Here is a 23,042-nt window from a genome sequence, read left to right as displayed (position 1 = left end):
GCGTTCGGAGTTGCGGGGGGAGCGGCATGGCGGACTCAAAAAACGGCAATGGCAAGGACCCGCAGGCGGCGACCCCGGTCTCGCAGGCGGAGCGTGTGCGTCAGGTCTTCGAGAACGGCCAGTACCCCTACACAAGGAAGCTGGGCCGCGCGGCCTACGAACTGCACAAGGCGGCGCTTCAGGTCGAACTCTTGAAGGTGCAGTCCTGGGTGAAGGAGACGGGCCAGCGGATCGTGATCGTCTTCGAGGGGCGCGACGCCGCCGGCAAGGGCGGCACCATCAAGCGCTTCATGGAGCATCTCAATCCCCGCGGCGCGCGGGTCGTGGCGCTCGACAAGCCCGGCCAGCGCGAGAGCGGCCAGTGGTACTTCCAGCGCTATGTCCAGCACCTGCCGACGGCGGGCGAAATGGTCCTCTTCGACCGCTCCTGGTACAACCGCGCGGGCGTGGAGCGGGTCATGGGCTTTTGCACGCCCGCGGAATACCTGGAGTTCATGCGCCAGTGCCCGCAGCTGGAGCGCATGTGGACCCGCTCGGGCATCCTGCTCTTCAAGTACTGGTTCTCGGTCACGAAGGAAGACCAGGTGAAGCGCTTCGAAAGCCGGGAGCGCGACCCCCTGAAGCGCTGGAAGCTCTCGCCCATCGACCGCGCTTCCCTCGACAAGTGGGAGGAATACACCGAGGCCAAGGAGGCGATGTTCTTCTACACCGACACCGCCGATGCGCCCTGGGTGATCGTCAAGTCCTCCGACAAGAAGCGCGCGCGCATCAACTGCATGCAGCACTTCCTCGCCGCGCTCGACTATCCGGGCAAGGACGAGAGCGTGGTGACCGGGCCCGACCCCCTGCTGGTCGGCTCGACCCACCATGTGACGGGCCGCGCCCAGTTCGCCGGTCTGGGAGCGGAACCCAGCGAGTGAAGACCTATAGCAGCTAGAGCGGGTCCAGCTCCGCGCGGCGGCGCTGGACGATCCTGAGCGCGACCGGCACCCAGAGCGCGGTGGCCCCCGTCCAGGCGGCGGCCAGCACCATGACGCCGCCCATGGTCAGCCCGGCGTCCAGCAACAGGCCCATGACCGGCGGGCCGATGGCGGTGGAGAAGACCATGAAGGCGGCGGAGAGCGCGCGGATCGCGCCCAGGTGCGCCAGGCCGTAGAGCTCCGCCCAGAGCGCCGTGCCGATGGTGTGGTTCATGCCCGTGGTGGCCCCCTGCAGCAGCATCAGCGCGTAGACCCATAGCGGATCGCCCGCAAGGCCGATCACCAGGAAACCCCCGGCCATGGGCCAGAGCATGAACTGAAAGAGCCAGCGCGCGGAAAAACGGTCGATCAGCCGTCCCGAAAGCAACCCGAAGACCACGTTGGAGAGCGCGTAGGTGGCGAAGCCCGCCGCGAAATCGCTGAGCGCCCAGCCCTTGGCCTCGACCAGCGGCACCTGATGAAAGAACAGGCCCGTCCCCAGGCAGGGCGCGGCGAAAAGCGCGGGCAGCAGCAGATAGAAACCCGGGTCGCGCAGCACCTGGCCCCGCGTCCAACCCTCCTCGGCGGCCTTCTGCTCGGCCTCGCTGGGCGCGGGCTCGGCGCCCTTGCGCGGGACGCGCGGCTTTGCCGCCAGCCAGAGGAAGAGCGGCAGCATCGCAAAGAGCGTCACGGCCGAATAGAGCAGCCAGGATTCGCGCCAGCCGACCCAGGCCATCAGCGCGACCGCCATCAGGGGAAAGAAGGCCTCGCCCGGCGCATGGCCCATGCCCGCGATGGAGAGCGCCTTGCCCCGGTTGCGGTTGAAGTCCCGGGCCGTGACGGTCATGGAGGCATGGCTCATCAGGCCCTGCCCGAAAAGGCGCAGCAGCAGCAGCGTCAGGTACAAGAACAGGAGCGAGCCCAGAAAGGCTTGCAGGTACATGGCCAGGCAGGCGACCGCCATGCCGCAGAGAATGATGCTGGTGAAGAGCCAGCGCGGCAGGGAGTCGACCTGCTTTCCCGCCTGGATCATCAGGGCGGCGCTGGTCAGGGTGGCCGCCATGTAGAGCAGGCCGTACTCGCCCGGACTGAGCCCATAGAGCGCCATGATCTGCCCGCCGTAGACCGCGATGAAGGCGGTCTGCCCGAAGGTCGAGTTCAGCGACAGCAGGAACCCGTAGGACAGGCTGCGCAGATTGCCGAGGATGAAGCGGAGGTAGGCCAAGCTGGCTCGCGGTGGCTGGTTCGGTTGATCTGAAAAAGGCGTCTGAACGAGAAGCGCCTCTTCTACACGAGCCGGGGCTCCGCCGCCAGCGACGGTGCTCCAATGCTCTCCCGGAGACATCCGCGTCGGATTTCCGATAGCATGAGTCGAGCGCACACGCATCGCCCGGTCCGGCTGGGTCTAGTCTTCGGCGCGAAATGGCCGGATGGCGGTTCGCTTCCACCTTCCCCTTCGGCCCCACCACCCTGAAGCTTGAGGTGAGCCCAGCATGAAGTCCCATACCCAGGTTGTCGTGATCGGCGGCGGTGTCGTCGGCTGTTCGGTGCTTTATCACCTGGCCAAGTTCGGCGTCACCGACTGCGTCCTGCTGGAGCGCGACGAGCTGACCTCCGGCTCCACCTGGCACGCCGCCGGGGGCATGCACACCATCAACGGCGACCCCAACGTCGCCAAGCTGCAGAAGTACACCATCGAGCTCTACAAGGAGATCGAGGAGCTCTCCGGCCAGGCGACCGGGCTGCACATGACCGGCGGCGTCATGCTGGCGGCGACCGAAGCGCGCTTCGACTGGTTGAAGGGCCTGGCCGCCAAGGGCCGCTACCTCGACATCGAGGCCGAGATCATCACGCCCGAGAAGGCGCACGAGCTGATGCCGCTGCTCGACCCCAGGCAGTTCGTCGGCGCCATGCGCACGGTCGTGGACGGGCACCTGGACCCCTCCGGCACCACCCACGCCTACGCCAAGTCGGCCCGCAAGCTGGGCGCGGAGATCTATCGCCACACCAAGGTCGAGGACCTGGAGCAGGAGGCCGACGGCACCTGGAGGGTGATCACCGACAAGGGCGATATCCTCTGCGAGCATGTGGTCAACGCCGGCGGCCTCTGGGCGCGCGAGGTCGGGCGCATGGTCGGGCTGGAACTGCCGATCCTCGCCATGGAGCACATGTACCTGATCACCGAGGACATGCCCGAGGTGGCGGAGATCAACCGCACCACCGGCAAGGAAGTGCTGCACGCCGTCGACTTCGACGGAGAGCTCTATCTGCGCCAGGAGCGCGGCGGCATGCTGATGGGCACCTACGAGAAGGCCTGCGTGCCCTGGTCGGAGAAGGAGACCCCCTGGGACTTCGGCCATGAACTGCTGGAGCCGGACATCGACCGCATCGCGCCCTCCCTGGAGGTCGGGTTCGAGCACTTCCCGGCCTTTCAGTCGGCGGGCATCAAGCAGATCATCAACGGCCCCTTCACCTTCGCGCCCGACGGCAACCCGCTGATCGGCCCGGTGCGCGGCATGACCAACTTCTGGTCGGCCTGCGGCGTCATGGCGGGCTTCAGCCAGGGCGGCGGCGTCGGTCTGGCGCTGGCGCGCTGGATCATCGACGGCGATCCCGGTTTCGACGTCTGGGCGATGGACATCGGGCGCTACGGCGACTGGGCGACCATCAAGTACACCAACGCCAAGGTGCGCGAGAACTATTCGCGGCGCTTTTCGATCCGCTTCCCGAACGAGGAGCTGCCCGCCGCGCGCCCGCTCAAGACCACGCCGATCTACGACCGCCTGAAGGCTTTGGGCGCGCAGTTCGGTGCGGCTTACGGGCTCGAGGTGCCGCTCTGGTTCGCGCCGGAGGGCGTTAAGGACGAGTTCTCCTGGCGCCGCTCGACCGACTTCGAGCATGTCGGCGCGGAGGCGCGGGCCGTGCGCCAGTCCGTCGGGCTCTCCGAGATCTCCGGCTTCGCCAAGTACTCGGTCTACGGCCCCGGCGCGCGCGACTTCCTGGATCATGTTCTGGCCTGCCGCCTTCCTCAGGCCGGGCGCATGACGCTGGCGCCCATGCTGAAGGAGGACGGCAAGCTGATCGGCGACTTCTCGCTCGCCAACCTGGACGACGAGGAGTTCTTCATCGCCGGGTCGGGCATCGCCGAGGAGTATCACATGCGCTGGTTCGCCCAGCACATGCCCGAAGACGGGTCGGTGGTGATCGTCGCTCACGGCGCGGGGCTGGTCGGCCTCTCCGTCGCCGGGCCCAAGGCGCGGGAGGTGCTCCAGTCGGTCACCGAGCAGGACCTCTCGAACGAGGGCTTCCCCTTCATGTCGATCGCCTGGATGGAGCTGGGCATGGCCCCGGCGCTGGTCGGGCGCGTCTCCTTCACCGGCGACCTGGGCTACGAGATTTGGTGCCAGCCGGAATATCAGCGCTACCTCTTCGACCTGCTGCTGACGGCGGGCGCGCCGCAGGGCATCAAGCTCTTCGGCAGCCGCGCCCTGAACGCGCTGAGGCTGGAGAAAGGCTTTGGCGGCTGGGCGCGCGAATACCGGCCCGTCTACGGCCCCTACGAGGCCGGGCTCGGCCGTTTCGTCGCCCTGACCAAGAACGCGGACTTCATCGGCAAGGAGGCCGCGCAGGAGATGAAGGCCGCGGGCGGCGGCAAGCTGCGCTTGCGCTCCTTCACGCTGGACGCCAAGGACGCCGACGTGATCGGCGACGAGCCGATCTGGTTCCAGGGCAAGGTGCGCGGCTGGGTCACCTCGGGCGGCTACGCCCATGCCTCCGGCAAGTCGGTGGCCATGGGTTATGTGGAAAAAGAAATCGCCGACGAGGCCGAAGGCTGGGAGATCGAATTGCTGGGCGACCGCCTGGCCGCCCACCTGCAGGCCGAACCGCTGTTCGACCCGCGGGCGGAGCGGATGCGCGGCTAGGCTTTCCGCCGGTCAGTAGACGCAGGCGAAGGTGATGGTGCCGTCGGACTCGTCGTCGTCCAGCATCTGCGCGTCGTTGCCGTAGGAGGCGCAGTGCGCGTCGGCCACGTCATAGGCTTCGCTCACGTTGCCCAACAGCACGCCGTCGATGGTGATCGTCGGGGCCGACTTGTTGACCGTCCGGTTGGTGGCGCAGCCACCCAAGCCGAGAACGGCCGCCAGCAACAGTACGCCAGCGGCTTTGCTTTTAACTCCAACCGTCATATCGCCCTCCCGCGCGGTGGATCGTCTCAAGGCTTCTTTACCGTGAGCAACTATAGCGGAAAAGTCCCGAGGGTTCGATAAACGGATGGCGCGACGCCGCCGTTTCAGTTCAGGAGGCCCAGGGTCTCGGCGACCTCGCGGTCATAGAGCCCCAGGATGGAGACGTGATCGCCGTCCTCGACGATGAAAAGCTCGGGCGAGGGGGCGAGCGCCGCCAGGTCGCGGGCCATCTCGACCCGGATCACCCGGTCCTCCGCGCCGTGCACGATGAAGACCTTGGCCGTCGAGGCTTCTGCGATGCGCAGGTCGCTGCGGAAGGGGTCGCGCATCAAAAAGCCGGGAATGAAGGGATACTGACGCTTGGCGATGGCGAGCGCGGAGGTGAAGGGCGATTCGAGATAGAGCGCCTCCACCGGCCGCTGGGCGGCGACGGCGATGGCGATGGCGCTGCCCAGGGAATGGCCGTGCAGGATCACGGGATGATCGCCGCCCAACTGCGTCCGCAGGAAGTCGAGAGCCGCCAGCCCGTCGGTGATCAGGCCCTCCTCGGAGGGGCTGCCGCTGGAGCCGGGATAGCCCCGGTAGGCGGGCGCCAGCAGGCCGACGCCGCTGTCCCGCCAGACCGGGTCGCGCGCGAAGCGCTCGGCGTGCGGCTGCGGGGTCGACCCATTGCCGTGAAAGGTGAGGAGCGTCGGCTTGCCCGCATCGGGCCGCCGCCAGTAGGCCAGCAGCCGTTCGCCGTCCGGCGTCTCCAGGCCGATCCGCTCCAGCCCTTCGATGCTTTCGTGAAAGCCGGGGTCCGGCGGCGCCACGGCCCAGGCCGGAAAGACCATGTCGCGCTGCTTCACGTAGAGAATCCCGACGAAGCCCAGATAGGCCGTCACCCCCGCCACGGCGATTCCCGTCAGCAGCATGCGCAGTCTCCGTAAGAAGAGGGCAGCTCCCATTCCCTCACACGCGTTCCTTCACGCTCTCCATCACCACGAAGGTGGAGGTGTTGGCGACATGCGGCAAGGCCGAGAGCGCTTCGCCCAGGACGCGCCGGTATTCCGCGATGTCGCGGGTGCGCACCTTCAAGAGGTAGTCGAAGTCGCCGGCGATCATGTGGCACTGCTCCACCTCGGGCAGGCGCAGCACCGCCTTGTTGAAGGCCGCCAGCGCCTGGGCCCGCGTGTCGTTGAGCTTGACCTCGACGAAGGCGACGTGGCCCGCGCCCAGCTTTTCCAGGTCCAGCAGCGCGGCGTAACCGCGGATGTAGCCTGCCTCCTCCAGCCGCTTGACCCGCTGCTGGCAGGGCGTCTTGGAGAGGCCCACCCGCTCGGCCAGACCGGTGATGGGCAGGCGGCCTTCGGCCTGAAGTTCGGTCAGAATCTTCCGGTCAATGCGATCCAATTGGCCTGATATATTCATGAACTGTAGCCCTGATGTTTCTCTGATGCCTCTCAATATAGACGTTTCGACTGGATTTCTGAACAAATTGGGAAATACGCCTTCTGACGATGCCCTAACTTCGCGCATCTGCCACGCTACCATGCTTGGATTAAGGAAGGAGTGCCGCCATGACCAGCAACCGCCCCGCCGCCGACTTGAGAGAGGCCATTCGTCAGCACTACCTGCCGGACGAGGCCGAAGCGGTGCGCAACCTGGCGGCCAGAGCCGGTCTCTCGGACGAGCAGCGCAAGTCGATCTCGGCAGAGGCCGCCGCCCTGATCCGCGAGCTGCGCGCCAAGGGCGCGCACGGGACCATGGAGTCCTTCCTCAACGAATACGGCCTCTCCTCCAAGGAGGGCATCGCGCTGATGTGCCTCGCCGAGGCGCTGCTGCGCGTGCCCGACGCGGAGACCATCGACGAGCTGATCCAGGACAAGATCGGCCCGGCCGATTGGGAGCGGCACATGGGCCACTCCAGCTCGACCCTGGTGAACGCCTCGACCTGGGCGCTGATGCTGACCGGCCAGGTGCTGAGCGAGGGCGAGGAGCGCGGCCTCAGCCGCACGCTGCGCGGCATGGTGCGGCGCCTTGGCGAGCCGGTGGTGCGCACCGCCGTCGGACAGGCTATGCGCCAGATGGGCCAGCAGTTCGTGCTGGGCCGCACGATCGAAGAGGCGATGGAGCGCGCCGAGAAACTGGAGGGCAAGGGCTACAGCTATTCCTACGACATGCTGGGCGAGGCGGCCCGGACCGAGGCCGACGCCCGCCGCTATCACCTCTCCTACTCCGATGCGATCTCCGGCATCGCCAAGGCCTGCAAGGGCGAGGTGCGCGACAACCCCGGCATCTCGGTCAAGTTCTCCGCGCTCTATCCGCGCTACGAGATGGGCCAGAAGGAGGCCGTGCAGGACAAGCTCGCCCCGCGCGTGCTGTCGCTGGCGACCCTCGCGCAGTCGGCCAACATGGGCTTCAACGTGGACGCCGAGGAGGCCGACCGCCTCGACCTCTCGCTCGACATCATCGAGGAGGTGCTGTCCGATCCCGCGCTGGAAGGCTGGGATGGCTTCGGCGTGGTGGTGCAGGCCTACGGCCCGCGCGCCTGGTACGTCCTGGACTGGCTCTACGATCTGGCCGAGCGGCTGGACCGCAAGATCATGGTGCGCCTGGTCAAGGGCGCCTATTGGGACACCGAGGTCAAGCGCGCCCAGGTCATGGGTCTCGACGGCTTTCCCGTCTTCACGCGCAAGACCAACACCGACGTCTCCTACATCGCCTGCGCGCGCAAGCTGCTCTCCATGACCGACCGCATCTACCCGCAGTTCGCCACGCACAACGCGCACACCGCCGCCGCGATCCTGGAGATGGCCGACGATCCGAAGGCCTTCGAGTTCCAGCGCCTGCACGGCATGGGCGAGGCGCTGCACGAACTGGTCAAGAAGAAGGGCAAGACGCGCTGCCGCATCTATGCGCCGGTCGGCGCGCACCGCGACCTTCTGGCCTATCTGGTGCGCCGCCTGCTGGAGAACGGGGCCAACTCCTCCTTCGTCAACCAGATCGTCGATGAGCGCGTGCCGCCCGAGACCATCGCCGCCGATCCCTTGGAGGCGTTGGAGAAGATGGGCGACCAGATCGCCAACCCCTACATCACCCGGCCCGCCGATCTCTACGGCGCGGCGCGCAGGAACGCCAAGGGCTGGGACATCACCGATGTGACCACCATGCGCGAACTGGAAGAAGCGCGCCGCCCCTTCCTGACCGGCGAGTGGAAGGCTGAGCCGCTGCTGGCCGCCAAGGGCGCCGCCCAGGGCGAGACCCGCGAGATTCGCAATCCCTCCCGCCCCGAAGAACGGGTCGGCAGCGTGCGCGATGCCAGCCCGCAAGAGGTCGAGGCCGCCATCGCCGCCGCCGCCGAGGCGCAGCCCGCCTGGGACGCGCTGGGCGCCGACAAGCGCGCTGAGATTCTGGAGAAGGTCGCCGATCTCTATGAGGAGAACGCGCCCGAGCTCTTCGCGCTCGCCAGCCGCGAGGCGGGTAAGATCCAGCTCGACTGCGTGGCCGAGGTGCGCGAGGCGGTCGACTTCCTGCGCTTCTACGCGAACGAGGCGCGGCGGCTCGAGCGTTCCGAGCCCGGCTCGGCGCGCGGCGTCTTCGCCTGCATCTCGCCCTGGAACTTCCCGCTGGCGATCTTCACCGGACAGATCGCAGCGGCGCTCGCCGCGGGCAACGCGGTGGTCGCCAAGCCGGCTGAGCAGACCTCCTTGATGGGCTGGCGCGCCGCGCAGCTGATGATCGAGGGCGGCGTGCCGCTGGGCGCGCTGCAACTGCTGCCCGGCGACGGGGCCGCCGTGGGCGCGCCGCTGGTCTCCGACCCGCGCATCGCCGGCGTCTGCTTCACCGGTTCGACGGACACCGCGCAGCGCATCCATAAGGGACTGGCCGAGAAGGGCCAGCCCGACGCCACCCTGATCGCCGAGACCGGCGGCATGAACGCCATGATCGTCGATTCCACCGCGCTGCCGGAGCAGGCCGTGCGGGACATCGTGGCCTCTGCCTTCCAGAGCGCCGGCCAGCGCTGTTCGGCCCTGCGCGTGCTTTATGTCCAGAAGGACGTTGAGAAGACCGTCATGGAGATGCTGAAGGGCGCCATGACCCTGCTGCGCCAGGGCGACCCCTGGGCCTGGTCGACCGACGTCGGCCCGGTGATCGACGAGGAGGCCGCCGAGGGCATCCTCGCCCACTGCCGCAAGATGGAAGAGGAAGGCCGCCTGATCGCCAAGCTCGACCCGCCCAAGGGCGGCGGTCTCGGCGCCGGGCACTTCGTCGCGCCCGCGATCTACAGGATCAAGGGCATCCACGAGATGGAGCGGGAGATCTTCGGCCCGATCCTGCACGTCTGCACCTTCGAGGCGGAGGATCTGGAGAAGGTCGTGGAGGCGGTCAACGCCACCGGCTACGGCCTCACCTTCGGTCTCCACACCCGCATCGAGGAGCGCGTGCAGCGCGTGGTCGAGGACCTGAAGGTCGGCAACGTCTACGTGAACCGCAACCAGATCGGCGCCATCGTCGGCTCCCAGCCCTTCGGCGGCGAGGGGCTGTCCGGCACCGGCCCGAAGGCGGGCGGACCCAACTATCTGCGCCGGTTCCGCAAGACCGAGGAGGACTTCACCCCGCAGGAGAGCGGCGGCAAGCCGGGCGAGATGCTGGACGCCAAGAGCGTGGAACAGGCGCTCGCCAAGCTGTCGCACGAGGGCTGGGCTGCGCGCGCCGACCGCGTTTCGGTCCTGAAGAAGCTGGCCGCCGACCTGGAGACGCCCTTCGCCGAAGCGGCCAAGGCGGCGCTCGCCGCCGCCGGGCGCGTGGAGCTGGAGCCCGAGACGCTGCCCGGCCCGACCGGGGAGAGCAACCTCCTGAGCCTCCATCCGCGCGGCAAGATGGTCTGCCTCGGCGGTCTGGAGGAGGGCGGCAGCGCAGAGACCGCGCTGGTCCAGGCGCTCCAGGCTTTGGCGATGGGCAACGCCGTCCTGATGACGGCGCCCGGCAGCAAGCCGCTGGCCCAGGCGCTGGCCAAGGCCGGCGCGCCGGTCGCGGCCCTGGAAGGCGTCGTTCCGGCGGAAGCCCTGGGTGCGATCGAGGGCGCCTCCGGCTACGCGCTGGTCGGCGCGGGCGAGGCGCTCCGGCCCTACCGTCAGGCCCTGGCGGGCCGCGACGGGGAAATCCTGCCGCTGATCACCGAGGCGATCAGCCCCTACAGCTACATGGTCGAACGCGCGCTTTGCGTTGACACCACGGCGGCGGGCGGCAACGCTCAACTCCTGGCCAGTGCGGACAAGGGAGAGGCGGTCGCGGCATGACCGAGCAGGAGTATCACGCGGACCTTCGGGCCAAGGGCTACAGCCCGGCGGTCGAGAAGACCTGGGAGGCCGGGCGGCTCAACGACGACCATACCCACGAGGGCGATCTCTATCTGCTGATCCTGGAGGGAGAGATGGTCGTCGGCATGGAGGGGAAAGACCAGCGGCTGACGCCCGGCGAGACCTGCGAAGTGCCCGGCGGACTGACCCACAGCGAGCAGGCGGGCGGGGCGGGCGTCCACTTCCTGGTCGCCACCCGCTGAGTAGACAGACCGGAGACGCGGCCCTAGGCTTTTCCCTGCCGTTCGCGGCGGGAGAAAAGCGATGGGCGCCCCCCAAGAACACCCCCGAGAACACCACTGAAAAACAGATGATGGCTTGATCCCGATGCCCCACAAGCGCTTCCGAAAGTTCAACACCGGCGAGACCTACCCGGAGCAGAAGCTGGACAACGACCTCTGCCAGGTGGTGGTCGCCAAGGGCCAGATGGTCTTCGTGCGCGGCCAGATCGGCCAGAATCTCGAGACCTCCGAATCGGTCGCCATTGGCGATCCGGAAGGCCAGACGCGTCAGGCCATGGCGAACATCAAGCAGTTGCTGGAGGAGGCGGGCTCCCAGCTCGGCCACATCTGCAAGATCACCATCTACATCGTCGATCCCCGCTACCGCGAGGCGGTCTATCGGGAGGTGGGCCGCTGGCTGAAGGGCGTGCACCCCGTCTCGACCGGTCTGGTGGTGAGCGCGCTGGCCCGGCCCGAATGGCTGGTCGAGGTCGACGTCATCGCCGTGATCCCGGAGGAGTGATGCCGTCATGCGCCATCTGAGCGAGCAGCAGAAGACCGCCTTCGAGCGCGACGGCTACCTCGTCATCGAAGAGGCCGTGACGCCGAAGCTGCTGGACCTGCTTCGCGAGGACATGGCCGCCTGGATCGAGGAAAGCCGCAGCCAGTCGCAGAACTACGGGGAGACCGTCAACGGCAAGCCGCGCTTCGACCTCGATCCCAGTCATGGGCCCGATCATCCCGCGCTGCGCCGGGTCAACGCGCCGCTTGAGGTCTCGCTGGCCTACTTCGAAGCCGCCAGCGAGGCCTATCAGGTGGACGCCGTGGCCGAGCTGATCGGTCCCGACCTGCGCTTCCATCACGCCAAGATCAACGCCAAGCAGCCGGGCAGCGTGACCGCCGTCGGCTTTCATCAGGACTTCTGCTTCACGCCGCACAGCAACGACGATCTGGTGACCAGCCTGCTGGCCGTGGACGAGATGACGGCGGAGAACGGCGCGCTCGAAGTGGTGCCGGGCAGCCACCGGGGTCCGCTTCACAGTCTCTGGCACGCCGGGCGTTTCACCGGCCAGGTGAGCGAGGAGGTTGCCGCCGAGGCCCGGCGCGCGGCGGTCACGGTGACGGCGCCCGCGGGCGGCGCCTGCCTGATGCACACGCGCCTGCTGCACGGCTCCGCCGCCAACCGGACCCAGAGCCCGCGCACGCTCTTCATCTCGGTCTACGCCGCCGCCGATGCGCGACCGCTCTCGCCCAATCCCATGCCCAGCCGTTACGAGGGCATGCTGCTGCGGGGCGTGGACCGGGGCCGCGTACGCTCCCAGACCTTCGAGATGGAGTTGCCGGAACTGCCGTCGGGCGCGTCCTTCTTCGAGCAACAGGCGGCGGCTGAGAAGGAGCCCGCCGCATGACCTTTTCGCTTTGCGCGCGCTGCGCCGAAACCGGGATGCTGGGGCTGGCCGTCTCTTCTTCCTCCCCCGCCGTGGCGGCGCGCTGCGCCTCCGCGCGGGCGGGCGTCGGCGCGGTCGCCAGCCAGAACATCACCGATCCAAAGCTGGGCGGCCTGACGCTCGACATGATGATCACCGGGGCCGACGCCAAGCAGGCGCTGGGCGCGGTGGTGACGGCCTCGCCCAACATCGAATACCGCCAGCTGATCGCCATCGACGCCAAGGGCGTGACGGCGGGCTTTTCCGGCCAGCACACGCTGGGCACCCACGCCATGGCGGAGGGCTGGGACGCGGTGGCCGCCGGGAACCTGCTGGACAACGAGGGGGTGCCCGCGGCCCTGGTCGAGGCCTTCGAGGGCGCCTCCGGGCACCTGGGCGACCGGCTGGTGGCGGCCATGCAAGCGGGGCTCGCGGCGGGCGGCGAGGCCGGGCCGCTGCATTCTGCGGGCCTCATGATCGTGGACGACGTGGACTGGGCCGTGGCCGACCTGCGCGTCGACTGGAGCGAGGGCGACCCCATCGAAGAGCTGGCCCAACTCTGGCGGCTCTACAAACCTCAGCTTGAGGACTACGTGACCCGCGCGCTGGACCCCACCAAGGCCCCCAGCTACGGGGTGCCGGGGGACGAATGACCGGGCGACGAGTGACCTGATTCCCTCACGCCGGCGGCGGCAGGCGGGGGCTCTTCTTGACCTGATTGAAGGCGAAGGAGGACTCGATGGAGGCGATGCCCTCGATCCGGGTCAGGCGCTCGCGCACGAAGCGCTCGTAGGACTCCAGGCTCTGGCTGACCACGCGCAGCAGATAGTCGCGCGCCCCGGTCATCAGGTAGCACTCCTGCACCTCGTCCAGGTCCTGGATCGCCTGCTCGAAGGCGCGGATCGCCGCGTCGGTCTGACGCTCCAGCCGGATCGAGACGAAGACGTTGATCGGCAGGCCGTAGCGCTGCTGGTCGATCAGGGCCGTATAGCCGCGCAGGATCCCGTCGGCCTCCAGCTTACGCAGGCGTCTCAGACAGGGCGAGGGCGACAGCCCCACCCGCTCGGCCAGTTCCTGGTTGGTGAGGCGCGCATTCTCCTGCAACGCCCCGATGATTCGGCGATCTATTGCGTCCATGTCGGCAAGATTAGCAGAATATGCCAGAGATTTACAAAAATTACCGGAAGATCGCAAAGACCTGTCCCGCTGCTTCTGGCATGATCTGCCGAGCGTAGAGAAACCCTGGGCATAGAAGAGCGCGGCATGACCAAGAACAGCATGACCAAAACCCGAACCAAGAAGCTTGCGGGCATGACCACCCTGAAGGCGCTGGAGCAGAAGGTGCTCTGGCTCGCCTCCTGGACCATCCACAACGCCAACCACCTGCGTCCCAAGGACGAGATCAAGGTCGGCGGGCATCAGGCGTCCTGCGCCTCGATGGTCACGCTCATGACCGCGCTCTATTTCCGGGTTCTCCGGCCGCAGGACCGCATCGCGGTCAAGCCGCACGCCTCGCCTGTGTTCCATGCCATCCAGTACCTCCTCGGCCACCAGACGCGCGAGAAGCTGGAGACCTTCCGCGGGTTCGGAGGCGCGCAGTCCTACCCCAGCCGCACCAAGGACGTGGACGACGTCGATTTCTCGACCGGCTCCGTGGGTCTCGGCGTGGCGATCACGGCCTTCGCCTCGCTCATTCAGGACTACGTGCGCTCCAAGGGCTGGTCGAAGGACCGGGCGGAGGGCCGCATGATCGCCCTGGTCGGCGACGCCGAGCTCGACGAGGGCAACATCTACGAATGCCTTCAGGAAGGCTGGAAGCAGGGCCTGCGTAACACCTGGTGGATCATCGACTACAACCGCCAGAGCCTCGACGGCGTGGTGCGCGAGGGACTCTACGACCGCCTGGAGGGCGTGTTCCGCGCCTTCGGCTGGGACGTGATCACCCTGAAGTACGGCGCGCTTCAGCGTGAAGCCTTCGCCGAGCCGGGCGGAGAGAAGCTGAAGGCCTGGATCGACAGCTGTCCCAACCCGCTCTATTCCGCCCTGATGTTCCAGGGGGGTGCTGCTTGGCGCAAGCGCCTGATGGACGAGATCGGCGATCAGGGCCCGGTCACCGCGCTCCTTGAGAAGCGCAGCGACGGGCAGCTCGCCGAGTTGATGGCGAACCTGGGCGGCCATTGCCTGGAGACCGTGACCGAGGCCTTCGAGGGCGTCGACCACGACCGCCCGGTGGTCTTCATCGCTTACACCGTCAAGGGATGGGGCACGCCGCTGGCGGGGCACAAGGACAACCATGCGGGTCTCATGACGCCCGACCAGATGGAGGGTTTCCGCCAGCAGATGCAGGTCCGCAAGGGCCACGAGTGGGACCCGTTCGAGGGCCTCTCCCAACCTGAATCGGAGCTCAAGAGCTTCCTGGAGACCGTGCCCTTCAACGCCGAGGGCCGGCGCCGTCTGGAAGCCGCGCCGGTGGCGGCGGAAGCGCCGGTCATGATCGACGAGAAGGTGATCGCGACCCAGGCCGCCTTCGGCAAGGTGCTGGATCAGCTGGCGCGCGGCGACAGCGCGCTGGCCGAGCGCATCGTGACCACATCGCCCGACGTCACGGTCTCCACCAACCTCGGTCCCTGGGTCAACCGCCGCGGCCTCTTCGCGCGCGACGCCATCGCCGACACCTTCCGCGACGAGCGCATCCCCAGCGCCCAGAAGTGGCACTTCGCGCCCGAAGGCCAGCACATCGAACTGGGCATCGCGGAGATGAACCTCTTCCTTCTGTTGGGGGCCGCGGGGCTGTCGCACTCGCTGTTCGGCGAGCGGCTGCTGCCGATCGGCACGCTCTACGATCCCTTCATTTCGCGCGGTCTCGATGCGCTCAACTACGCCTGCTACCAGGATGCACGCTTTCTCCTGGTCGCAACGCCGTCCGGGGTTTCCCTGGCCCCGGAGGGCGGGGCGCATCAGTCTGTCGCCTCGCCGCTCATCGGCCTCTCCCAGGACGGGCTCGCCTCCTTCGAGCCGGCCTATGCCGATGAGTTGTCGCTGATCATGCACTGGGCCTTCGACTACATGCAGCGCGATGGGGAGGGCGATCCGAACGAGCGGACTTGGCTTCGCGACGAGACCGGAGGTTCCGTCTACCTGCGGCTTTCGACCCGTCCGCTGGAGCAGATTTCCCGCCCGGTCACGGAAGAGTTCACCCAGGGCGTGATCGACGGCGGCTACTGGCTGCGCGAACCCGGCCCCAACTGCGAAGTGGTGATCGCCTATCAGGGCGTGATCGCGCCCGAAGCCATCACCGCCGCCGGGATGATCGGGGAAGATCGGCGCGACGTCGGCGTACTGGCCGTTACCTCGGCCGACCGCCTGAACGCGGGCTGGCAGGCCGCGCAGCGCGCGCGCATCCGCGGGCAGGCCGATGCACTCAGCCATGTCGAGCGCCTGATGGCGGGCTTGCCGCCGCACTGCACGCTGGTGACCGTGATCGACGGCCACCCGGCGACGCTTTCCTGGCTGTCCGGCGTCTACGGGCACCGGGCGGTGAGCCTGGGGGTCGAGCACTTCGGCCAGACCGGCACCATCGCCGACCTCTACCACCACTACGGCATCGACGCGGACAACATCGCCGCGGCGGCCGCGGCCATGGCGCCCGGCCGCCCGGTCAAGCAGCTCCGCTTCGTCGGATAGGCAGCGGCGCTACCAGCCCATTTCCGAGCGGCGCAGCTTGATTGGGAACTGCTCGCGCAGCCGCCCGTCGAGCTCGCTGGAAATGTGGCGCGGGTGCGCGCCCTCCAGGATCTCACGCTTGCGGGCGCTGGCCGTCTCGACGAGGTCCGGCTTGCCCTTCTCGACCCACTCCTTGGGGCTCGTGCGGTCGCCGATCTCCGGATAGACGTAGTCGCGCTGCATCAGGGTCAGGGTCGCCTCGTGGCCCAGGTAGTGGCCGGGCCCTTCCGTGCAGACGTTCCGTATCACCTCCAGCGAGACTGAATCCTCCGTCACCTCGATGCCGCGCACGCAGCGCTGACACTGACCGATCAGGTCGTTGTCCAGGATCAGGGTCTCAAAGCAGAACCCCAGCAGGGAGGCATGCATGCCCGCGGCCTCGTAGACCATGTTGAGGCCCGAGAGGCCCGCCATGACGTTGGAGATCCCCTTTTCCCACCCGGCCTGCATGTCCGGCAGCTTGGAGTCTGCCATGCCGGCGGCGGCGCCGCCCGGCAGGTCGTAGAACTGGGCCATCTGGGCGCAGGCGGCGCTCAGCAGAGCCTGTTCGCCGGAGCCGCCCGACATGGAGCCGGTCCGCAGGTCCGAGACGAAGGGCCAGGTGCCGAAGATCGCGGGCGCGCCCGGCTTGATCGCGTTGACGTAGGCGAGGCCGCCCAGCACTTCCGCCGTCGCCTGCACCACCGCCCCGGCCAGCGCCGGTGGCGCCGTCGCCCCGGCCTGTCCCGCCGAGAGCAGCAGCACCGGCATGCCGCCGTGCACGCAGGCCTCCAGCACCCGGCAGGCGTCCTCGGCGAACTTCATGGGCGGGACGACGAAGCAGTTGGAGTTGGAGACGAAAGGCCGCTCGCGCCAGGCCGCCTCGCTCCCGGCGACCTGATGGAGCAGATCGAAGACCGTCTCCATGTTCTCGCCGACCGTGAAGGAGCAGCCCACGTGCTTGCGCGTGCCGGCCAGCGCCGGATAGAGCGTGTTGATGTCCAGCTCCAGCAGGTCCTCCACGTCGCAGGGCGTCATGGGCCGCTGGAAGAAGTGCACGTTGTCGAGGACCTCAACAATCCGTGCGGCATCGTACATATCCTTGACCGTGGCGTTGCGATAACCGGGCTCGGCCACATCCACCATCATGGTGGCGGCGCCCGCGGTCCCATAGTGGACCCGCGTTCCGCCCGGATGGATGTCGAAGGCCTCGTCCCGGCCATAGAGCGTGAAGCCCCGGCCCGCCTTGGCGAGCGTGTCCTCGATCATGGCGCGGGGGAATCGCAGGCGTCCGTCGTCGCCCAGCTTCGCGCCCGCCGCTTCGCAGTACTCGACGCAGGAAGGGATGGGTTGGCCGAGGCCGATCTGCTCCAGGGCGTCCAGCGCCGCCGCGTGGATGCGCTGGATCCCGGCCTCGTCGAGCGCCTTGTAGGTGCCGCCCTCCATGCCGGGACGGATCGGCTTGATGTCTTCGGCCAGCGGTGCTGCGCGCAAGGCCCGGCGGGCCTCGCGGCCGCCCCGGCGGCGGCTTTCGGTGGGGAGCTCTTGTTCGGCTGTCATGGCCGGACTCCTAATAACAGGGTTTCCTCGAAATTCTCTTTGGTTCGCATCGTCACAGTTTCACGCGCTCGCCCTTGGGATCGTAGAGCGGCTTCAACGACGCCTCGGCGGGAACCCGCGTTCCCGCCACCTCGATCTCGTAGCTTGAGCTCAACTGGGTCTTGGCGTCCTCGCCTTCCTCGGCGGGCACGTAGCCGAGACCAATGGCCCCGCCCAGCCAATGCCCGTAGTTGCCTGAGGTGAGCCGCCCGACCATCTTGCCGTCCCGCAGGATCGGCTCGTTGTGGTAGAGCAGCGGTTCGGGATCCTTGAGCTTGAACTGCACCAGCCGCCGCGCCAGGCCGCTCTGCTTCTTCTTCAGGACCGCCTCGCGGCCCAGGAAATCGCCGAAGGCTCCGGCGGGCTTGTCCGTCTTGACCGCGAAACCGAGACCGGCTTCCAGGACATGGTCCTCGTCGGTGATGTCGTGGCCGAAATGGCGGAAGGCCTTCTCGATACGGCAGGAGTCCAGTACGTGCAGTCCACAGAAGGCCAGGTCGCTGTCCTGGCCGCGCTCGGCGATGCAGTCGAACACATGAACGGCCATGTCGCTTGACACGTACAGCTCCCAGCCCAGTTCACCGACGTAGGAGATGCGGTGCGCACGGGCCAGACCCTGCCCGATCTCGATCTCCCGCGCCGTGGCGAAGGGGAAGGCGTCGTTGCCCAGGTCCTGCGGCGTCAAGGCCTGGAGCAGGTCTCGCGACTTGGGGCCCATGACGCAGATCACGGCCTCGGCGGCGGTCACGTCGATGGCGACGCAGTGCGCCTCCTCCGGCGTGTGGCGCTGTAGCCAGGAGAGGTCGCGCCTGAGCGTCGCGCCGGGGGTCACCACCAGGAAGGAGGTCTCGGACAAGCGGGTGATCGTGACATCGGCCTCGATCCCGCCGCGCTCGTTCAGCCACTGTGTATAGACCAGACGGCCGGGCTCGACCGCGACATCGTTGGCGCAGAGCCGCTGAAGCACGGCCTCCGCATCGCGCCCCTCGACGCGGATCTTGCCGAAGGAGGTCATGTCGAAAAGCCCGACGCCCTCGCGCACCGCACGGTGTTCGGCGGCGGCGTAGTCGAACCAGTTCTGGCGCTTCCAGGAATAACGGTACTCCGCCGTCTCGCCCTTGGCGGCGGCCTCCGGGGGCAGGAACCAGTTGGCCCGCTCCCAGCCCGCCGCCTCGCCGAAGCAAGCGCCCCGTTCAGCCAGCCGGTCGTGCAAGGGTGACGTACGTACGCCCCGCGATGTTGCGTACTGGCGGTAGGGATAGTGATCGGCGTAGAGCAGGCCCAGGGTCTCGCTGACCCGCTCGCTCAGATAGCTGCGGTTCGCCTGGAAGGGCTGCATGCGCCGGATGTCCACGTCCCAGAGGTCGTAGGGCGGCTCGCCGCCCTCCATCCATTCGGCCAGTGCCTTGCCCGCGCCGCCCGCCGACTGGATGCCGATGGAGTTGAACCCGGCGGCGACATAGAAATTCTTCAACTCCGGCGCCTCGCCCAGTAGGTAGCGGTCGTCGGGGGTGAAGGACTCCGGCCCGTTGAAGAAGGTGTGAATGCCCGCCTCGGCGAGCTTGGGCATGCGCGCCACGGCCTTTTCCAGGATCGGCTCGAAGTGGTCGAAGTCCTCGGGCAGTTGGTCGAAGCAGAAGTCTTCCGGGATTCCCTCCATGCCCCAGGGCTTCGCGTTCGGCTCGAAGGCCCCCAGCAGGATCTTGCCCGCGTCCTCCTTGTAGTAGGCGCATTCATCGGCGACCCGCAGCACCGGCAGATTGCCGGGCAGGCCCTCCACCGCTTCGGTCACGATGTAGAAGTGCTCGCAGGCGTGCAGCGGCACGGAAACACCGGCCATGGCGCCCACCTCCCGGCCCCACATGCCCGCGCAGTTCACGACGTACTCCGCTTCGATCGGGCCCTGGTCGGTCTCGACCCCGGTGACGCGGCCCTTGTCCTGACGCACGCCGGTGACCTTCACGTTCTCAAAGACCTTGGCGCCCCGGTTGCGCGCGCCCTTGGCCAGCGCCAGCGCGATGTTGGCCGGATCGGCCTGCCCGTCGGTCGGCAGGAACACGCCGCCCTTGACCCCGTCGAGGGAAACCAGCGGGTATTTATCGCCGCAGGCCTCCGCGCTCAGAACCTCGGCCTCCAGCCCGAAGGTGTGGGCCATGGAGGCGCCGCGCGACAGCTCCTCCATGCGGTCGTCGGAAAGCGCCAGCGCCAGCGAGCCGTGCTGGCGAAAGCCCGTGGCGACGCCCGTCTCCTGCTCCAGCGAGCGGTAGAGTTCGGCCGAGTACTTGGCGAGCCTGGTCATGTTGTAGGTGGCGCGCAGCTGGCCGATCAGACCGGCGGCATGCCAGGTGGTGCCGGAGGTAAGCTGCTTGCGCTCCAGCAGCACCACGTCCTGCCAGCCGAGCTGGGTCAGGTGGTAGGCGACCGAGCAGCCGATCACGCCGCCACCGATGATGACGACGCGGGCCTGGGTGGGAATGCCGCTCATGACCGTCTCCTCAGGCTTTCAGCCGTTCGTTGGCGGGATCGTAGAGCGGGCCCTCCACCACCTGGGCGGCCTTGCGCTCGCCCAGGATCTCGACCTCCAAAGCCTCGCCGACCCGGATCAGGTCGCTGCGCAGGTTGACGAGGGCGAGGGACCGCCCGATCCGGTGGCCATAGCCCGCCGAGGTCACCAGCCCGACCTGATCGCCGTTCTTCCAGACGGTCGAGAGATAGGGCGCCTCGGCGCTCAAGTCCTCTTCGAAGGTCAGGGTGGCGAAGCCGGTGGCCGACCCCTGCTGCTTTTCCTTCTCCAGCGCGGCCTTGCCGACGAAGTCGCCCTTGTCCCAGGCGACGAAGCGCTCCAGCCCGCCCTCCAGGATCGTGAAGTCGGTGGAGAGGTCCAGCTTCCAGGAGCGGTAGCCCTTCTCAAGCCGCAGGGACTCCAGGGCGTAGATGCCGAAGTCGTGGATGCCGTGGGCCTCGCCGGCCTGCCAGAGTTGCTCGTAGGCGCCCGCCAACTGCTCCATGGGAACGTGAATCTCCCAGCCCAGCTCTCCGGCGTAGGAGACGCGCAGCGCATGGCCGCGCGCCATGCCGATCACCGCCGGCTGGTGGCTGAGCCAGGGGAAGGCGGCGGAGGAGAGGTCGTTCTCGCAGACCTGGGCCAGCACCTCCCGGCTCTTCGGGCCGGTCAGCACCAGCGTGCCCCAGGCCGCGGAGACGTTCTCCAGGGTAAAGCCCGCGTCCTGGGGCCAATGGGCCATGAGCCAGTCGCGGTCGTGCCATTCCGCGCCCGCCCCGGTCATCAGCCAGAAGCGCTCCTCGGCGAAGCGGGTCACGGTCATCTCGGTGACGATCCGCCCGCCCTCGTCGGCGAAGTAGACCAGCCCGATGCGGCCCACCTTGGGCAAACGCCCGGTGATCAGGCTCTCCAGCCAGGCGGCGGCGCCCGGCCCCTCGATCTCGAAGCGGGAGAAGCCGGGCAGATCCAGGATGCCGACGCCCTCGGCCACGCCGCGGCACTCCTCGCCCACGGCCTCGAACCAGTTGGCGTGGTGGAAGGTGAGCGGGGTCTCCGGGTCGTCCTTTCCGGGGCGCGGGAACCAGCAGGCCCTCTCCCACCCGGCGCGCGCGCCGAAGACCGCGCCCTTGGCCTTCAGGATGCCGTAGAGCGGCGAGGTCTTGGCCGGCCGTCCGGCGGGCCTCTCCTCGTTCGGGAAGCCGATGGCGTATTCCCGCTGATAGAGCTCCACGGCCTTGGCCCGGGTGTACTCCTTGGTGGCGTAGCTGGTGAAGCGCCGGGGGTCGACCGACCACATGTCCCACTCGGTCTCTCCGTTGACGATCCACTCCGCCGTCACGCGTCCCGCGCCGCCGCCCTGGGTGATGCCGAAGGAGAAGACGCAAGCCTCATAGGCGTTGGGAACGCCGGGCATGGGTCCGATCAGCGGGTTGCCGTCGGGGGTGTAGGGGATCGGGCCGTTGATCACCTTGGAGACGCCCGCCGTGCCCAGGATGGGAACGCGCCGGCAGGCGTCCTCGATGTAGTACTCCAGCCGCTCCAGATCGTCGGGGTAAAGCTGGAAGGAGAAGTCGCTCGGCATGGGGTCGTCCTTGGACACCCAGTGCGGCGTCGCCTGCCACTCGTAGGGGCCGAGGATAAGGCCGTCGCGCTCCTGGCGCAGGTAATAGGAGACGTCCGGGTCGCGCAGCAGCGGCACCTGCTCGCTGCGCGCCGAAAGCTCCGGAATGGACTCCGTGACCAGAAACTGGTGCGCCATGGTGACACAAGGGATGTCGCGCCCGAAGAAGCGCCCGATCTCGGCGGCCCGGTAGCCGGCGGCGTTCACCACGATCTCGCAGGTCACCTTGCCGAGCGGCGTGGTCACCTCCCACTCGCCGGAGGGCGTGCGCGTCACGTTCTCGACCGGCGCGAAGCGGATGATCTTCTGGCCCAGGTCGCGCGCGCCCTTGGCCAGCGCCTGGGTCAGCTGCGCGGGATCGATGTCGCCGTCGGTCGGGTCCCAGACGCCGCCTTCGATGTCGTGAACCTCCAGGAAGGGGTGGGCGGCCTGCATCTCCGCGGGGGTCATCAAGTCGAACTCGATGCCCTGATGGCGGGCCATGGAACAGACGTGGCGGAACTCCTCCATGCGGTCGCGGCTGTGCGCCAGGCGGATGGAGCCGGTGTTGTGGTAGTTCATGGGGTAGTCGACCTCGTCGGCCAGCCGCTTGTAGAGGCTGGTCGAGTGGCGCTGCATCTTCATGATCGACCAGGAGCCGGAGAAGGTCGGGCAGTTGCCCGCCGCATGCCAGGTCGAGCCGGAGGTCAGCTCGTTCTTTTCCAAAAGCAGACAGTCGCGCCAGCCCATCAGAGCCAGGTGGTAGAGGACGGAGCAGCCCACCGCGCCGCCGCCGATGACGACTACGCGGGCTGTGGAGGGTAGATCGGCCATGATGGTGGTTCCCTGTTCTGCTTTTCTTTGAAAGGGGCGGTTCAGTAGACCGGCGGCGCGATGACCCAGATCACCACGGCCGGTTCCTTGCCCGGATTGCGCCAGCGGAAAGGCTCATGATCGAAGCGGAAGGAATCTCCCGGCTCCAAGTGGAAGAGCCGATCGCCGATCCAAAGGTCGAGCCGCCCGGAGACCAGATACCCGGCCTCCTCCGTCTGGCGGAGCTGGGCTTCCTTCAGCTCCTTGCCCGGCTCGAAGACCGAGCGGAAAACCTCGAAGCTGCCGCCCAGGTCGGGCGAGAGCAGTTCTTCCAAGAGACCGTCCGCGCGGTCGCCCAGCGTGCGGCGGTTGGCGTGGCGGACGATGTTTCTGCGCTCGCGCTCTGCGGACTCTTCGTTCGAGAAGAAGAAGCCGAGCGGCACGCCGAACAGGGCCGCGAAGCGGCGCAGGTCTGAGATGGAGGGTTCGGAAAGGCCGCGTTCGACCTGGCTGATCCAACCGACCGAGCGGTCGATGGCTGTGGCGAGTTCGGTGAGCGTCAGGCCGCGGGCCCGGCGCAGCGCGCGAAGGTCCCCGCCAAGACTGCCGGTCTTGGGCGCCAGTTTACCGGCGTCTCCTCTGGGCAGTCCTGCGACCGGGGCGGTCATTTCATCGCGCTCCGCGAGAAT

17 protein-coding genes are annotated in these 23,042 nt (G+C 67.9%); 8 read left to right on the top strand and 9 right to left on the bottom strand.

The genetic code is table 11. The features are described from left to right. Window positions 1–26: 26 nt before the first annotated feature. Window positions 27–920, top strand: a complete 894-nt coding sequence (ppk2, locus tag P8X75_08265) for a polyphosphate kinase 2 (protein ID MEJ1995197.1) — start codon at window positions 27–29, stop codon at window positions 918–920. Window positions 921–933: 13 nt separating this feature from the next. Here the strand turns inward: ppk2 and P8X75_08260 are convergent, their stop codons facing one another. Next, window positions 934–2,184, bottom strand: coding sequence for an MFS transporter (locus P8X75_08260; GenBank protein MEJ1995196.1), 1,251 nt, complete (start codon window positions 2,182–2,184; stop codon window positions 934–936). 268 nt (window positions 2,185–2,452) lie between these two features. Here P8X75_08260 and P8X75_08255 point away from each other — a divergent pair, with 268 nt between their 5' ends. After that, entirely contained in the window at window positions 2,453–4,882 is a 2,430-nt protein-coding gene (locus tag P8X75_08255; protein MEJ1995195.1) for an FAD-dependent oxidoreductase, read from the top strand. A 12-nt stretch (window positions 4,883–4,894) separates the two neighbouring features. Here P8X75_08255 and P8X75_08250 read toward each other — a convergent pair whose 3' ends face one another. The 3 genes from P8X75_08250 to P8X75_08240 form a co-directional block, all read right to left on the bottom strand. Then, window positions 4,895–5,176, bottom strand: coding sequence for a hypothetical protein (locus tag P8X75_08250; protein MEJ1995194.1), 282 nt, complete (start codon window positions 5,174–5,176; stop codon window positions 4,895–4,897). A 74-nt stretch (window positions 5,177–5,250) separates the two neighbouring features. Beyond that, window positions 5,251–6,060: an alpha/beta fold hydrolase gene (locus P8X75_08245; protein ID MEJ1995193.1), complete on the bottom strand. Its 810-nt coding sequence runs from the start codon at window positions 6,058–6,060 to the stop codon at window positions 5,251–5,253. Window positions 6,061–6,097: 37 nt separating this feature from the next. Next, window positions 6,098–6,556, bottom strand: a complete 459-nt coding sequence (locus tag P8X75_08240) for an Lrp/AsnC ligand binding domain-containing protein (protein ID MEJ1995192.1) — start codon at window positions 6,554–6,556, stop codon at window positions 6,098–6,100. A gap of 149 nt (window positions 6,557–6,705) precedes the next feature. Here P8X75_08240 and putA point away from each other — a divergent pair, with 149 nt between their 5' ends. From putA to P8X75_08215, 5 genes are all read left to right on the top strand, one after another. Then, window positions 6,706–10,428: a bifunctional proline dehydrogenase/L-glutamate gamma-semialdehyde dehydrogenase PutA gene (putA, locus tag P8X75_08235; GenBank protein ID MEJ1995191.1), complete on the top strand. Its 3,723-nt coding sequence runs from the start codon at window positions 6,706–6,708 to the stop codon at window positions 10,426–10,428. Beyond that, entirely contained in the window at window positions 10,425–10,691 is a 267-nt protein-coding gene (locus tag P8X75_08230; protein MEJ1995190.1) for a cupin domain-containing protein, read from the top strand. Before putA ends, P8X75_08230 begins: the two co-directional genes overlap by 4 nt. A 124-nt stretch (window positions 10,692–10,815) precedes the next feature. Beyond that, window positions 10,816–11,232: a RidA family protein gene (locus tag P8X75_08225; protein MEJ1995189.1), complete on the top strand. Its 417-nt coding sequence runs from the start codon at window positions 10,816–10,818 to the stop codon at window positions 11,230–11,232. Window positions 11,233–11,239: 7 nt separating this feature from the next. Further along, window positions 11,240–12,118 carry a phytanoyl-CoA dioxygenase family protein gene (locus P8X75_08220; protein MEJ1995188.1) on the top strand — a complete coding sequence of 293 codons (879 nt, stop codon included), beginning with the start codon at window positions 11,240–11,242 and terminating at the stop codon, window positions 12,116–12,118. Beyond that, on the top strand, window positions 12,115–12,789 hold the full coding sequence (locus tag P8X75_08215) for a DUF1028 domain-containing protein (GenBank protein ID MEJ1995187.1): 675 nt from the start codon (window positions 12,115–12,117) through the stop codon (window positions 12,787–12,789). Before P8X75_08220 ends, P8X75_08215 begins: the two co-directional genes overlap by 4 nt. Before the next feature lie 25 nt (window positions 12,790–12,814). On the opposite strand, the gene P8X75_08210 is transcribed toward P8X75_08215, so the two are convergent. Next, complete coding sequence (locus P8X75_08210) at window positions 12,815–13,273, bottom strand: Lrp/AsnC family transcriptional regulator (protein MEJ1995186.1); 459 nt, start codon at window positions 13,271–13,273, stop codon at window positions 12,815–12,817. Between the two features lie 126 nt (window positions 13,274–13,399). On the opposite strand from P8X75_08210, the gene P8X75_08205 reads away from it, so the two are divergent. Next, entirely contained in the window at window positions 13,400–15,820 is a 2,421-nt protein-coding gene (locus tag P8X75_08205) for a transketolase (GenBank protein ID MEJ1995185.1), read from the top strand. A gap of 9 nt (window positions 15,821–15,829) precedes the next feature. Here P8X75_08205 and P8X75_08200 read toward each other — a convergent pair whose 3' ends face one another. From P8X75_08200 to P8X75_08185, 4 genes are read right to left on the bottom strand one after another with little or no spacing between them, the layout of a single operon-like run. Continuing rightward, window positions 15,830–17,398: a trimethylamine methyltransferase family protein gene (locus tag P8X75_08200; protein ID MEJ1995184.1), complete on the bottom strand. Its 1,569-nt coding sequence runs from the start codon at window positions 17,396–17,398 to the stop codon at window positions 15,830–15,832. 52 nt (window positions 17,399–17,450) lie between these two features. Then, on the bottom strand, window positions 17,451–19,922 hold the full coding sequence (locus P8X75_08195) for an FAD-dependent oxidoreductase (protein ID MEJ1995183.1): 2,472 nt from the start codon (window positions 19,920–19,922) through the stop codon (window positions 17,451–17,453). Between the two features lie 10 nt (window positions 19,923–19,932). Further along, window positions 19,933–22,374 (bottom strand): FAD-dependent oxidoreductase, encoded by a 2,442-nt coding sequence (locus tag P8X75_08190; protein ID MEJ1995182.1) that lies wholly within the window; start codon window positions 22,372–22,374, stop codon window positions 19,933–19,935. Between the two features lie 41 nt (window positions 22,375–22,415). Next, window positions 22,416–23,021 (bottom strand): XRE family transcriptional regulator, encoded by a 606-nt coding sequence (locus tag P8X75_08185; protein MEJ1995181.1) that lies wholly within the window; start codon window positions 23,019–23,021, stop codon window positions 22,416–22,418. Window positions 23,022–23,042: the final 21 nt, after the last annotated feature.

The organism is Limibacillus sp. (assembly GCA_037379885.1).
Taxonomy (GTDB): domain Bacteria; phylum Pseudomonadota; class Alphaproteobacteria; order Kiloniellales; family CECT-8803; genus JARRJC01.
The sequence above is the reverse complement of the archived record's forward strand: the minus strand, read 5'-3'. Positions and strand labels throughout refer to the sequence as shown.